11 protein-coding genes and 1 pseudogene are annotated in these 12,733 nt (G+C 55.7%); 6 read left to right on the top strand and 6 right to left on the bottom strand.

Annotation, left to right across the window (positions count from 1 at the left end; translation table 11 throughout):
• Nucleotides 1-246: 246 nt before the first annotated feature.
• From GJ634_RS05530 to GJ634_RS05520, 3 genes are all read right to left on the bottom strand, one after another.
• Nucleotides 247-1,053 carry an enoyl-CoA hydratase/isomerase family protein gene (locus GJ634_RS05530; RefSeq protein WP_157500986.1) on the bottom strand — a complete coding sequence of 269 codons (807 nt, stop codon included), beginning with the start codon at nucleotides 1,051-1,053 and terminating at the stop codon, nucleotides 247-249.
• Nucleotides 1,050-1,931, bottom strand: a complete 882-nt coding sequence (locus GJ634_RS05525) for a 3-hydroxyacyl-CoA dehydrogenase family protein (protein ID WP_157500984.1) — start codon at nucleotides 1,929-1,931, stop codon at nucleotides 1,050-1,052. Before GJ634_RS05525 ends, GJ634_RS05530 begins: the two co-directional genes overlap by 4 nt.
• A 158-nt stretch (nucleotides 1,932-2,089) precedes the next feature.
• Nucleotides 2,090-3,268 carry a CaiB/BaiF CoA-transferase family protein gene (locus GJ634_RS05520; RefSeq protein ID WP_157500982.1) on the bottom strand — a complete coding sequence of 393 codons (1,179 nt, stop codon included), beginning with the start codon at nucleotides 3,266-3,268 and terminating at the stop codon, nucleotides 2,090-2,092.
• 273 nt (nucleotides 3,269-3,541) lie between these two features.
• On the opposite strand from GJ634_RS05520, the gene GJ634_RS05515 reads away from it, so the two are divergent.
• The 5 genes from GJ634_RS05515 to GJ634_RS15370 all read left to right on the top strand — a co-directional run bounded on the left by GJ634_RS05515 (nucleotide 3,542) and on the right by GJ634_RS15370 (nucleotide 9,212).
• Nucleotides 3,542-4,561, top strand: coding sequence for a TAXI family TRAP transporter solute-binding subunit (locus GJ634_RS05515; protein ID WP_157500980.1), 1,020 nt, complete (start codon nucleotides 3,542-3,544; stop codon nucleotides 4,559-4,561).
• Nucleotides 4,562-4,591: 30 nt separating this feature from the next.
• Nucleotides 4,592-6,598 (top strand): TRAP transporter fused permease subunit, encoded by a 2,007-nt coding sequence (locus GJ634_RS05510; RefSeq protein WP_157500978.1) that lies wholly within the window; start codon nucleotides 4,592-4,594, stop codon nucleotides 6,596-6,598.
• A 75-nt stretch (nucleotides 6,599-6,673) separates the two neighbouring features.
• Nucleotides 6,674-7,843 (top strand): thiolase domain-containing protein, encoded by a 1,170-nt coding sequence (locus GJ634_RS05505; RefSeq protein WP_157500976.1) that lies wholly within the window; start codon nucleotides 6,674-6,676, stop codon nucleotides 7,841-7,843.
• A complete protein-coding gene (locus GJ634_RS05500) occupies nucleotides 7,840-8,790 on the top strand; it encodes a hydroxymethylglutaryl-CoA synthase family protein (protein WP_197425415.1) in 951 nt (316 codons plus the stop codon). The genes GJ634_RS05505 and GJ634_RS05500 overlap by 4 nt, the downstream gene beginning before the upstream one ends.
• Complete coding sequence (locus GJ634_RS15370; protein WP_197425414.1) at nucleotides 8,790-9,212, top strand: Zn-ribbon domain-containing OB-fold protein; 423 nt, start codon at nucleotides 8,790-8,792, stop codon at nucleotides 9,210-9,212. Before GJ634_RS05500 ends, GJ634_RS15370 begins: the two co-directional genes overlap by 1 nt.
• Here the strand turns inward: GJ634_RS15370 and GJ634_RS05495 are convergent.
• A complete protein-coding gene (locus GJ634_RS05495) occupies nucleotides 9,209-9,961 on the bottom strand; it encodes a CoA-transferase subunit beta (RefSeq protein WP_157500974.1) in 753 nt (250 codons plus the stop codon). The two genes, GJ634_RS15370 and GJ634_RS05495, sit on opposite strands and share 4 nt — an antisense overlap.
• Complete coding sequence (locus GJ634_RS05490; RefSeq protein WP_197425413.1) at nucleotides 9,962-10,873, bottom strand: CoA transferase subunit A; 912 nt, start codon at nucleotides 10,871-10,873, stop codon at nucleotides 9,962-9,964.
• A gap of 199 nt (nucleotides 10,874-11,072) precedes the next feature.
• Here GJ634_RS05490 and GJ634_RS05485 point away from each other — a divergent pair, with 199 nt between their 5' ends.
• Nucleotides 11,073-12,218 carry an acyl-CoA dehydrogenase family protein gene (locus GJ634_RS05485; protein WP_157500972.1) on the top strand — a complete coding sequence of 382 codons (1,146 nt, stop codon included), beginning with the start codon at nucleotides 11,073-11,075 and terminating at the stop codon, nucleotides 12,216-12,218.
• 292 nt (nucleotides 12,219-12,510) lie between these two features.
• Here the strand turns inward: GJ634_RS05485 and GJ634_RS05480 are convergent.
• A pseudogene (locus tag GJ634_RS05480) lies at nucleotides 12,511-12,733 on the bottom strand (IS6 family transposase); the annotation flags it as partial.

Raw genomic sequence — 12,733 nt, 5'->3', positions numbered from 1 at the left:
TGTGAGTTTTCCCATTTAGAAACGCCTGTCGATGCTGTCCACCTCCCCCGATCATCTATCCGGAATTAGATCATTTGTAGCAACGTTCCCTCATCTCAAAGAAACGTCCGCGGTTTAATGGCGGTCGTACTCAACCAAATTCAGCGTCAACACCCTCTTGGCCACTGGCATCTGTCAAGACGCAGGCTGTTAAAGATTCAATACGGCAGAACAAGAGTGGCCCACCGCACCAGTCCCAAACGATGGCTACTCGCCGGTAAACTCTGGATCTCGATCCTCATAGAACGCTTCAATACCTTCCCGCATGTCCTTAGTAGCGAATAGAGAGGTGAACAACTCTAATTCGTGGTCCAAACCAGCATCTAAATTCATCTCCGTACTCGCAGATAGGGCACGCTTACCGTGTTCGAGGGCTTTTGGACTCTTTTCTGCGATAGTTCCCGCCAACTCCGAGAGACGTTCCTCAAACTCACCTTCAGGATGGGTTTCCTCAACGAGACCAATCTCTTCAGCTTCCGTAGCGTCTACCAGCTCTCCGGACAGTGTAAGCTTCATCGCCTGTCCCATCCCAACCACTTGTGGCAGTCTCTGGGTACCGCCACCGCCGGGAATAAGACCGAGGTTGATCTCAGGCTGGCCGAGCTTTGCACCCTCCTTGGCAATACGAATATCACAGGCCAGCGAAAGTTCACACCCGCCGCCAAGTGCGTGACCGTTGACCGCGGCGATAACAGGGAGCGGGAAATCTGCGACACGCTCGTAAATGCGTGGCCGGGTGCTCGCTTCCCGCTGGTCGAACTGATCGCGTTCCCGAAATTCGCTAATGTCCGCCCCCGCAACAAATGCACCGCCTTCGTCGTCGCCTGTAATCACTAGCACGCGGACGTCCCTATCAGTCTCCTCCAATACATCAATCGCCATCTTAACTTCCGAACGAACCGTTCCGTTCAGCGCGTTCCGTGCATCCGGCCGGCTGATCGTAAGCGTAGCGACGCGCTCGGCAATCGTACCGAACTCAACAGTCACCGTTTCGTATTCATCAAACTCGCTCATCGGTGATCCTCCCCAGCAGGCCGGACAGCTTCACCATTCTCCCAGACGTAGAATCCCTCCCCAGATTTCTTCCCAAGTTTACCGGCGCGGACCTTTCGACGGAGAATCTGCGGTGGGCGGAACCGCTCACCTAACTCCTCGGTCAAGTATTCCGCAATATCTAGGCGGACGTCGAGCCCGACTACGTCGGTTAGCTTCAGCGGCCCCATCGGATGGTTGTATCCTTCCCGCATCGACGTGTCGATATCGTTAACACTTGCTACCCCGGTTTCGACCATCCGCATCGCTTCCAACCCTAGGATAACGCCAAGCCGGGAAGAAGAAAATCCGGCAGTATCATGGACGACAACTGGTTCTTTCCCGAGGTTTTCAACATAGTCTACGGTGGTCTGCTCCGTTTGCTCGTCAGTCTGTTCCGCGATAATAACCTCCACGAGTGGCATGATGTGCGGCGGATTAAAGAAATGTACACCGACGACGCGCTCGGAATGATCAAGCGCACTTGCTAATTCCGTTACGGACAGCGACGACGTGTTCGTCCCAATAACAGCATTTTTATCGACGATTTCCTCTGCATCCGTGAGCACGTCCTTCTTCAGTTCGATATCCTCTGGGACCGCCTCAATCACGAAATCCGCGGCCTCGACTGCAACTTCGAAGTCTGCGGTTCCCTCAATATTCTCTAACGTAGTTTCGCGCTCATCCTCCGAAACTTTCCCTCGTTCGACGCCTTCTGCGAGATTACTCTCGATAGAATCAATCCCATCCTGTACACGCTCTTGGTCCACGTCGTTCAACGTCACATCATGGCCGGCAGCGGCCGAAACTTGTGCTATACCGTGGCCCATGCTCCCTGCACCAATAACTGTGATCCGCATGGGTTGAGAGGGATTGGGGATACCGATAAACGTTACGCTCGTTTGCTACCTACCGGTGCCGGACAAGACAGTGACGCTCCCCAAGCAACGGCGGAAACAGTACAACGGCTTGCTCAATCCTGTCCCAGTGGACAGTAGTCGCAGAATATCTTAGCTGCTCATACGACTTTGTCGCTCTGGAACCGGGAGATTTCCTCATCGCTGTATCCCAGCTCCGCAAGGATTTCGTCGGTATGCTCTCCGAGCATTGGAGGGGCCTGGCTCGTGTCCGTTTCAAGCCCCTCGAAATTCACGGGGTTACCGGGTGCCTGAAACGTTCCAAGATCGGGATGTTCCATCTCTGTAATCATGTTGGTGGCCTCAATATGAGGATCGTTGACGATGTCTTCAACCGTATTTAGCGGTGTCGACGGAACCCCTTCCGCGTTGAGGCGATCCATCCACTCTTCGGTCGTTCGTTGTGCGAAAATCTCATCGAGAGCTTGGTCGAGTTCGGCCCGATTTGAGACGCGGTCGGTGAATGTGGCGTATTCCTCACGGGCCAGCCATTCCTCGTGGTCGATCGCACGACAGAAGGGTTCCCAGTGTCCCTCGCTGATGACGCCGACGACGAGGAACCCGTCTGCTGTCTCGAACGCCTGATAGGGCATCAAGTTCGGATGGCGGGTTCCCATCCGCTGGGGATTCTCTCCGGTGGCGAAGAAGGTTGTGACGTGATATAGTAGAAACTGGAAACTGGAGTCAAGCATCGCTAACTGGATGTGTTCGCCTTCTCCAGTGCGCTCACGGTGATAGAGGGCGGTCGTAATCGCGTACAGAGAGGTCATTGCCCCTGCGATGTCTGATACTGAGATGCCCACACGTGCGGGCTGGTCTTCGGTTCCTGTGACGCCCATGATGCCGGACCGGCCCTGCAGCACAATATCGAACGCTTTCTGGTCGCTGTAAGGGCTGTCTTCACCGTAGCCGGATACATCGCAGTATATAATCTCGTCGTTCAGTTCGGCGACGGTATCATAGTCCGCATTAAATTTCTCAGCATCTCCTGGGCTGAAATTCTGTATGAATACGTCCGCTTTTTCGAGCAGCTCGTGGAGAATATCCTGGCCCTCATCACTGGTCAAATCGAGTGTGAGGCTTCGCTTGTTCCGATTAAGGCTAACAAAGTAGGCCGACAGTTCGTTGTATTCGGGGGTGAATGAACGCGTCAGGTCACCGTGAGTTGGATGTTCAATCTTGAGAACCTCAGCCCCGAGATCACCGAGCGTCTGTGTGGCGAACGGTCCGACCAAGGCTTGTGTCGCATCAACGACGGTAATGCCCTCTAGTGGCTGCATACTTGTGCGTAAGCGTCGTTCTTCTTAGTCGTTACGACGACCGTTGTCTAAGGAACCAAATACTTGGGATAATGAACGCGTGCGCTCGAATCATGTTTTCTTCTTTATCCGGAACCCACAGCTTCGACGGGGGAGGAAACAACCAGTGTACCAAACCTTTATTGTTAATCATTCATGTGGTGGTATGTATGCCTCCTGTTAGCAGACGGGATGTGCTGATGGCATCGGGCGGTTTAACAACGTTCGCGCTAGCTGGCTGCCTCGGAAACGGCGATGGTAGCGGCGACGGTGGCGGTGGCGGTGGAGGCGGCGACGGTGGCGGGGGGGACGACCTCCATCGGCGTCGGCATTCCGAGTGCCACTACCACGACCGGTTCGGCAAGTAACTCTCTCCAACGCGTTGTTGAGGAAGTCTCGGGAGAAACCGAACCCGCCGGTGAAATCCGGTGGAACAACCAAGAGACCGGTGGTGACCCCCCGAGTCTCCGACAGTACAATCAGGGGAACGTGCGAGCAATGACCAGCGGGAACTTCATCATCGCGTCAGCGCTGCAGGACGCACCGCCTTTCTCGGAGCGTCCAGTAGACGAAGTTCCGCATCAGCTGTTCTCTATCGCAACGCTTCACATGCACATCCTCGCAGTCGACGGGTCGGGGATCGAGACAACCGATGACCTCGTCGGGAGCAATTTCTGGCCACTTCCGCCACAGTGGGGGTTGCGCTCGCAGGCAGAAGTAGTGCTTCAGAACGCTGGCATCTGGAGTGACCTCCAAGATTCCAACTCAATCGTCAACGCTGGCACGGGGCAGGTCGCAGGTCGAATCGAGGAGGGAAGCGTCGACGCGTTAATCAGCTACGGATCCGGATTCGCTAATCTCCCCGGCTGGGCAACTGAAGTCGACGCCAGGGCCGATCTTCACCCCGTCGAATGGAGTGACTCGCTCATCGAAGGCGCCAATTCGACCCGTGGGACCAATCACAGCGAAATCGAGGCCTACGGCTGGGAAAACCAGGACTTCAACGGAGAAACCATAGATGTCTACGGTGCGGACTTCCAGTTCTTCCTGAGTCCCTCGATTTCGCGAGACGTCGGCTACGAACTCGCGCGCATTAGCCACGAGAACGCCGGATCCATCCAAGACGGACAGCCCGCCTATCGTGACCACAGCGACCCGGAGACGATGGCTTCGCTTTTCCTCGAAGATCACCCGGTCCACGCAGGTCCGTACGACTTCCTTGAAGAGCAGGGCGTCGACATGAGTGCCTACACGCGTGGCGAAATCCAGGGCTAAAGTTCGCCACAACACCGTCCATAGTTTATAATGAGTCAAAGAGAAAGTGAACCATCCGTATGGTCGCCGCTAGGATTTGAGCGCGAGCACCTGCTAAACAACCTCCTCACGGCTGTTTCTCTACTTTTCTGGGCACGAATCGTCTTGTACGCCTGGAACCAAGAGGTACCACGGGCGAAGTTTGCTGCCGTATTCCTTGGTGGCGGGATGCTGATTTACGTTATTGAGCAACTGCGTGATTTAGAGGAGGGAAGCCTACTCGAACGGCTTTGGCTATGGTTCTGTGCAGCGATGAGCATTATCGGCCCCGCCTACGTGTGGTGGCACTACCAGGTACTAGAGACCCTTCGTATCGGGTATGCACTTCCGCGAGAGTACGCCCTCGGTGCGGTATTCGCGGTAGTCGTGCTCTACCTGACCTATCGGGCGTTCGGCACAGCCTTTGTTGGCGTCGTCCTCGCGGCGATCGCGTACGCATACTTCGGCTACGCAATCCCGGGAATATTCGGCCACAGCGGGATTGGAGAGCGTCAGATAATCAATCTGCTAACGATGGAGTTCGACGGGTTCTTCGGGTCGATTACACAAACTGTCGCCGTTAAGGTCTCGATGTTCTTGCTGTATGCAGGTCTAATGCGCGGATACGGCGCGTTCAACCTGATTATGAAGCTCTCATATCGAACGACGAAGTACCTACGGTCTGGGGTCGCCCAATCAGCCGTCTTGTCCAGTCTCATCGTCGGATCGATTAACGGTGCACAGACGGCGAATGCTGCAATGACGGGCTCGTTCACCATTCCGCTAATGAAGGAAAGCGGAATGAAGAGCGAGACTTCGGGCGGTATTGAAGCCGTTGCGTCGTCCGGTGGACAAATCATGCCGCCAGTGATGGGCGCGGCAGCCTTTGTGATGGCGTCACTCGTTCCCTCCGTTGGGTACGTAGACGTTCTTGTCGCGGGAATTGTGCCCGCGCTTGTCTTCTACATCTCAGTCGCTATCGGTGTCCACTACATGGCGATCAAACAGCTCCCGGAGGAGGGGATTGATCTCGAAAAGCGCATCGAAGAAATCCCGGACGGATATCATCCAGTGATCGAAGCACTGCGCTTCGGGGTTCCGTTTGCCGTGCTGCTTTACACGCTCGGCATTGCGCAGTGGACGGTCATTTCCTCCGCGCTGTACACTTGCGGAGCGATGGTTCTGACAGGATCTGGTGTTCCCATTCTTCTGAGCTTCGTGCAGGGTGGACCAAGCCCTGTCGAGACGGTCTCAGATGTGATCAACAGCACAGTTTCTGGGTTCAAGTTCGGTGCAATCGCGATTGCGCCGATCACGGTTATCATCGCAGCAGTCAACGGTATTGTTGACTTGCTAAACGCAACTGGAATGCCCGGAAAACTGTCGATTGCACTGGTCAGTATCGCGGGTGGTGTAATGCTGTTCACCGTTATTCTGGCGATGGTTATTTGCCTCATTCTGGGTCTAGGCATGCCGACGGTAGCAGCGTATACGATCGTTGCACTACTCATCGCCCCAACCATCATCACCAACTTCGCAGTGCCAACACTAGCCGCACACTTCTTTGTCTTCTATGCGGCCATCCTCTCAGGAATCACCCCACCAATTGCAATCGCGGTAGTCGTTACCGCTGGAATCGCGGAGGCAGACTTCTGGCGGACATCTCTGGAAGCACTCAAGCTCGGACTACCACTGTTCATTCTCCCATTCACGTTTATCTATAATCCTGAGATTGTAACCGGTGGGTTCGATCTCATGACTGCTGGATCCGGCCTCGTCGTCTTGCTCGGAGCAGTCACGATTACTCACGGTCTGAACTGTGCACCGAAGCCGTTCGGTATCCCGTCGCCGTTCAGTTACGGTATCCGTTCTATGTTCGTATTATTGGGCACGCTTGCGATGGTCTGGCCGGGGATGGCGCCACGCATCGGTGTCGTTGTTGCCTCGATGCTGCTCATTCTCGCACAGACTCAGCTCCCCCGATTCAGATCCGTGGAGCGCGTCTCGGGAAGTGACTGAAGCGAGGATTGTTTTCCTCGCTGACTTCGATTTACGACGATAAATTATTTACCTAATGAATGCATCCATTCTGGCATGCGAGACGTGTACGTAGTCGGGGCTGCCCAATCAAAATTCGGCACCTTCCCCAACGAATCTTATCGCTCGCTGTTCGGCTCAGCGTTCGAAAGTGCCGTCGAAAGCATTGATGGCGATTTCGACCGCACCGAAGTAGATGAGGCCTTTATCGGGACACTTGGAGTCGGAGGTCGTCAACTCGGCCTTTCTGGCCCAGCTGTCACTGAGTATGTCGGACTTGATGGGACGCCCTGCACCCGTGTCGAAAATGCTTGTGCAGCGAGCGGCGTTGCACTCCGTCAGGCTCTTACATCTATCCGAGCCGGTGTTTCCGACATCGCAGTCGCAGGTGGGGTTGAAATCATGACTGACATGAGTAGCGAACAAACCCGCTACTGGCTCGGTGTTTCCGGGGAGACAGAGTGGGAGCGAATGGCCGGCACAACGTTCGCTGGGGTATATGCACAAATGGCGTCGGCACACATGGACGAGTATGGGACAACTCGGGAACATCTCTCTCGGGTCGCCGCGAAAAACCACGGAAATGGCGCAAAGAATCCCCACGCACACCTCGGATTCGATTGCTCGTTAGAAGACGCGATGGAAGCATCGACGATAGCCGATCCGCTGAACCTCTACGATTGTTGTCCGACGTCAGACGGTGCGAGTGTTGCCATACTAGCGTCTCGTGAAGTGGCAGAGGAGCTCACTAATTCTCCAGTCCGCCTCACTGGAAGCGGACAGGCCAGCGGAACCGTCGGTCTGTTCCAACGTCCAACCATTACTGGTATTCCAGCGACAGAGGATGCAGCAGAGCAGGCCTACGAGGAAGCAGGTGTCAGCCCTGAAGATATTGATTTCGCGGAGGTTCATGACTGCTTCTCCATCGCTGAACTAATGGCCTACGAAGACTTGGGTTTCTGCGAGAAGGGAGAGGCGGGCCCGTACATCGCATCCGGAGCGACTGAACCGGATGGTGAACGGCCGGTCAACCTATCAGGCGGGCTGAAATCCAAGGGGCATCCGATCGGCGCAACCGGGACCGGACAGTGCGCCGAGGTGTTCAAACAGTTACGGGGTGAGGCCGGTGATCGGCAAGTTGACGGCCTCGAACGAGGTCTCTCGCATAATGTCGGAGGATCAGGTGGCGCTGTTGCCGTTCATATCTACGAGGAGGGATGGGCATGAGTGCCATCGAAAGCGCCGGGGCGTACGTTCCGCGATACCGGATCACTGCCGACACCATCGCCGAAGCATGGAACGGCTTCCAAGCCCGTGGTGTGCATGAGAAACGCGTGGCCGCCGGTGACGAGGACGCAGTAACTATGGCTGTCGAAGCAGCAAAAGACGCGCTCGCTGCGTCGACCCACGGACGCGAGGACATCGAAACATTAGCACTTGGTACGACCACGCCACCAGTAGAGGAAGGTGATATTGGGGTCCAAGTCGCCGAGATTCTTGGACTGGACAGCTCAACCGAAGTAGTGGTCCATAGTCAGTCTACACGGGCCGGAACGCGCGCACTGGTTGCTGCGCTCCGCGCGGACACACCTGGTCTCGTCGTTGCCGCCGACTGCCCGCTGGGAGAGCCTGACGACGCTGTCGACCACGCAGCAGGTGCAGGAGCCGTAGCATTACTCGTCGGTAACGACGGTGCGAAAGTAGTCGATACAGCGACATATACGAGCGAGTACCCCGGTACGCGGTTCCGTCGACGCGGCTCCGAAACGACTGAAAAATACGATGCTACCGCTTACGAGCGCGATGCGTACACGACGGTGATCGGCGGCGCAGTCGAGAAACTGGCGGAGCCACCGGCGGCAATTGCGCCAACAGCACCCGATGGTTCTATCCCTAGTCGTGCAGCAAGCGTCGCTGACGGCGCTACTGTGTACCAGTATGCCGATGAGCTCGGTGATACCGGCGCGGCGAGTCCGCTGTTCGGCCTGATTTCAGCGTGGGAGAACAACGAGAGTCCCGTGACTGTCATCGGTTTCGGCGACGGCGCCGGGGCTGACGCCGTCACAATCGAGGGATTGCTGCCAGTCGAGATTGATCGGGCGGCGACTGATATCTCCTACGCGGAGTACCTTCGGAAACGTGGGCATATTCTTCCTGACGGAGGTGATGAGTGATGGGAGCTTATATCAGCGTCCCGACGTGGTGGCAGAATCTCGACAGCCGCTACCGGTTGACGATTGGCGAGTGCGGAGAATGCGGTGCGACAAAGTTCCCGCCGGAAGGTGCCTGCATCAACTGTGCTGCCCCTGGCAGCGCCCTGGAACCGGTCGAACCGGAGGGAACCGGAGAGATCGTTGCTCACACGGTTATCGAAGGAGGAGAACCGCCAGAATTCTCGGAGCTTATCAACACCGAGGATGCCATCGGTGCGGTCCTTATCGAACTCGATGAGGGCGCGCGCGTCCCTGGGATGCTTACCGACTGTGACCCGCATGAATTCGGTCGCGGCGACCGCGTGGAGGCGACGGTTCGACGCATCTACGAGCAGGAAGGTGTTGTCCGCTACGGTGCGAAATTCCGACCGAAAAACGACTAGAGGTAGACCCCGTCGGGGTCCAATTCATCGCGGATCAGTCGGAGTTCGTCTTCAGTTGGCGGTTCCGTTTCATCAACATCGCCCGCAAATTTGATATCCCAGCCAGTCGCCTCCTGCACATCCTCGCGATCGACGCCGGGATGAATCGACTCAACAACCATCTCCTCGTTTTGGAAGCCCATCACAGCCATATCCGTAATGACGGCCGCGGGGCCTCCCCCTTGAAGACCATGCTTCTCGCGGCCTCCCTCGCCGTCGATAAAGCCAGGGCTTGTGACAAAGTCGACTTCCTCCGGGAAGCGCTGGCGCTGGTGGGATGTGGTGATGATGGTTCGTTCGACGTTGCTCGCGATTTCGCAGGCCCCGCCGCTCCCGGGAAGGCGAACGTCCGGGTCGTCATAATCACCGATGACAGTGGAGTTGATGTTTCCGTGCTTGTCGACCTGTGCACCACCAAGGAATCCAGCGTCAATTCGGCCTGCTTGCAGGTAGTAATTGAAGCCGCCGTGCAGGGACTCGATCGATGCCGCACCCGAAGCCAGCACAGGATCCCCGATAGAGAGTGGGAGGCTTGAAGGGTCGGAGTCAATAGTCCCTGACTCGTAGATCATCCGGAGGTCCGGCGCGTGTGTTCGCTTCGCCAGATTCGCTGCCAAGTTGGGAATCCCGATGCCAACGAGCACCGAGTCCCCGTCTCGAAGCTCCTGTGCCGCTTTCACAACCATTAGTTCCGTGTCGGAGTAGCTCATTCAGTTCTCACCCATGTTGATTGGCTCTGAGTAGGCATTTCCAGTTTGCAAGTCGAGCAACCGGTCGCTGGACAGTTTACGGATGTACTCATCGCGGTCCGCTACGCTGTAAACCCACTCGTCGAGCCATTCCTGGGTACTCTCATGGGTCTGAGACACTTCATCCCAGTTCAGGTACGCATCGTTGTCGCGGTCGTAGTATCCCTGGGCATAGGAGGGATGTGAGCCATAGGGTTCCTCAACGATGTAGTCTATGTCGTCGGCTGTTACGAGAGTCCGATTGGGATCCGAGCGGATGACTGACTCGTCAACAATTTCTTCGACACTCAGGATAACCGTGTCCGACGCCAGCGCTGCCTCTTTGTGTTCACCAGGAATACCCCAGAGGTGCACGTTGCCGTTCTCGTCGGCTCTCTGCCCACGAACAACAGCTACGTCGGGGTTCAGCGGCGGGACAGCGTACACTTCCTCGTCGCCAAAGGGCGATTGAACGGAACGGATATTGTCATTTTCCGCGGGTAAGTCCGATCCTGAGAACGTTTTGAGCGGGACAAAGGGAAGTCCAACTGCGCCGGCGTATAGCCGCATTACCAACCCGAAGTGCGTATACTCCTCTAGTTCAATCGGATTCGGAACGCCGTCCTCGATGGCACGACGGAACGCTCGGAGGCTTCCAACACCTGGATTACCAGCCCACGAAAACGTGACTTTCCCGACGCATCCTGCAGCGATCATCTGGTCGTAAATGAGATCTGGTGTTGCACGCACGACCTCGAGGTCCGTGTATTCTTGACGGATTATCTCGTGGCCGGCAGCGAACGGGATTAGGTGCGTGAATCCTGCTAGATAGACGCTATCACCGTCGCTAATGGCCGTTGAGATAGCCTGTTTCATACTTGTGACTTTACTCATTAGTATACTTCCCCACGTTGCTCAGTACACTGATGGAAAGGGCTTAAATTCTCTTGTCCAAGCTTGACTTTCTACGGGCGGATCAGGGGGGGAAGCCTCGGGGCGTGACCTCGAAGTAGTTCACGCGAAAGCCTCGGGTTAATCCGCGAAGCGAGTCGCATGCCGAAAATACTAAGCACCGGTGACAGAATTTGATAGTATGGGATTTCGCCTCTCAGACGAGCATCGCGCAATCCGTCAGGCGGTCCAAGAATTCGGCGAAAACGAGATTGAACCCGTCGCTCGAGAACACGACGAGGAAGGATCCTATCCGAAAGAGATCATCGAGAAGGCTGCGGAACTCGACCTACTCGCTCCGAGCATTCCGATAGAATATGGCGGTCCCGGTATGGACTCGCTTTCCTCGATTATTGTCACTGAAGAGCTCTGGCGTGCCGATCCGGGTATCGGCTCAGCCGTCGGTTCTCGTGGATTTGGTTCGGATATGATCAAGGAGTATGGCGACGAATGGATGAAAGAGAAGTGGCTTCCCCGTATTGCGAATGGCGAATCCGCGTGCTGTAGTTGTATCTCAGAGCCCGCACATGGTTCAAACGTCGCAGGGATTGAAACGCGCGCCGAGAAGGACGGCGATGAGTACGTCCTCAACGGCGATAAGATGTGGATCACGAACGGCTCAGTCGCCGACGTTGCTGTCGTAATGACTAAAACCCGTTCCAACCCGGAGAACCCCCATCGCGGGATCACGGCGTTCCTTGTGCCGACTGACACCGATGGGTTCGAACCGACGAAGATCACGAACAAGCTCGGGATCCGGGCTTCTGACCTCGCAGAGATCAAGTTGGACGACGTCCGGGTTCCCGAGGAGAACATTATCGGTGAACTCAATGAGGGGTTCTACCAGCTTATGGATTTCTTCGCGTCTGGTCGTTCGAACGTCGCAGCACAGGCTGTTGGTGTTGCACAAGCTGCGATTGACGCCGCTGTCGACTACGCGAACGAACGTGAACAGGGTGGCAAAGTGATCAAGGAGTACCAAGCCGTCTCGCACAAAATTGCAGATATGGCGGCAAACACTGAAGCAGCGCGTTCGCTCACCTATCGCGCTGCGAGCCAGATTGAAGCGGAAAATGACCAACTCGCTACGAGGTTTGCGTCGATGGCGAAACTTTTCGCCTCAGAGAATGCTGTTGATGTGGCCGATGACGCGATTCAGGTCTTCGGCGGGGCTGGGTATGTCTCCGATTACCCAGTTGAACGATACTACCGCGACGCCCGCATAACGAAGATCTACGAAGGAACGAGTGAGATTCAGCGGAACATCATTTCCGACCAAGTGCTGTAATGGGGGCGCTTGTTTGGATGTCGGTTTCTCTTCGGCCGACGTGTGTCACCCTCTCTGACTGACTGTCGAGAGGGGTCTGTGGGGCCGCGGATCCGCCTCGAGACCGCTGATTTGAATTATCACTATTTGGGTAGATTATTAGTTCCACCTTCTAAATTATACTTTATTGGAAGTCAGTCCCCATGACGAACTATGTGGAATCGGAGTTGAACCGCTGCAGAACTGCCTGGATATACCTAAGCGTGAGAAACCACTGTCATAGTTTCTATAACACCATATCTCTGGGTAGTGTTCAGATTAGCTGATTCCATGCGAAGCTGAACGATCTGAGCCAATCGTCGGCGGTATCTGCTTTGGCGTTGCTGAAACAGTTTGAGAACGAGGAGGTTCGTCGTTTTTATCTCTCGAAAGACACGTTCTACGCTATTCCGATTCCCATGTTTTTCATATCGGAATCGGAGCCCGTGTCGCTGACAGGCGTCTTTCAGTGTGGGTGCGCCATCGACGAGAAAACA

Origin of the sequence: Halobacterium sp. CBA1126, from assembly GCF_009741975.1 — an archaeon.
GTDB lineage: Archaea > Halobacteriota > Halobacteria > Halobacteriales > Halobacteriaceae > Halobacterium.
This window is presented reverse-complemented; position numbering and strand designations above follow the sequence as displayed.

Excerpts from the sequence above, each read along its gene's own strand:
- GJ634_RS05530 (WP_157500986.1), bottom strand. The coding sequence starts at position 1,053 with ATGAGCGAGTTTGATGAATACGAAACGGTGACTGTTGAGTTCGGTACG.
- GJ634_RS05525 (WP_157500984.1), bottom strand. The coding sequence starts at position 1,931 with ATGCGGATCACAGTTATTGGTGCAGGGAGCATGGGCCACGGTATAGCA.
- GJ634_RS05520 (WP_157500982.1), bottom strand. The coding sequence starts at position 3,268 with ATGCAGCCACTAGAGGGCATTACCGTCGTTGATGCGACACAAGCCTTG.
- GJ634_RS05515 (WP_157500980.1), top strand. The coding sequence starts at position 3,542 with ATGGTAGCGGCGACGGTGGCGGTGGCGGTGGAGGCGGCGACGGTGGCG.
- GJ634_RS05510 (WP_157500978.1), top strand. The coding sequence starts at position 4,592 with ATGAGTCAAAGAGAAAGTGAACCATCCGTATGGTCGCCGCTAGGATTT.
- GJ634_RS05505 (WP_157500976.1), top strand. The coding sequence starts at position 6,674 with ATGCGAGACGTGTACGTAGTCGGGGCTGCCCAATCAAAATTCGGCACC.
- GJ634_RS05500 (WP_197425415.1), top strand. The coding sequence starts at position 7,840 with ATGAGTGCCATCGAAAGCGCCGGGGCGTACGTTCCGCGATACCGGATC.
- GJ634_RS15370 (WP_197425414.1), top strand. The coding sequence starts at position 8,790 with ATGGGAGCTTATATCAGCGTCCCGACGTGGTGGCAGAATCTCGACAGC.
- GJ634_RS05495 (WP_157500974.1), bottom strand. The coding sequence starts at position 9,961 with ATGAGCTACTCCGACACGGAACTAATGGTTGTGAAAGCGGCACAGGAG.
- GJ634_RS05490 (WP_197425413.1), bottom strand. The coding sequence starts at position 10,873 with ATGAGTAAAGTCACAAGTATGAAACAGGCTATCTCAACGGCCATTAGC.
- GJ634_RS05485 (WP_157500972.1), top strand. The coding sequence starts at position 11,073 with ATGGGATTTCGCCTCTCAGACGAGCATCGCGCAATCCGTCAGGCGGTC.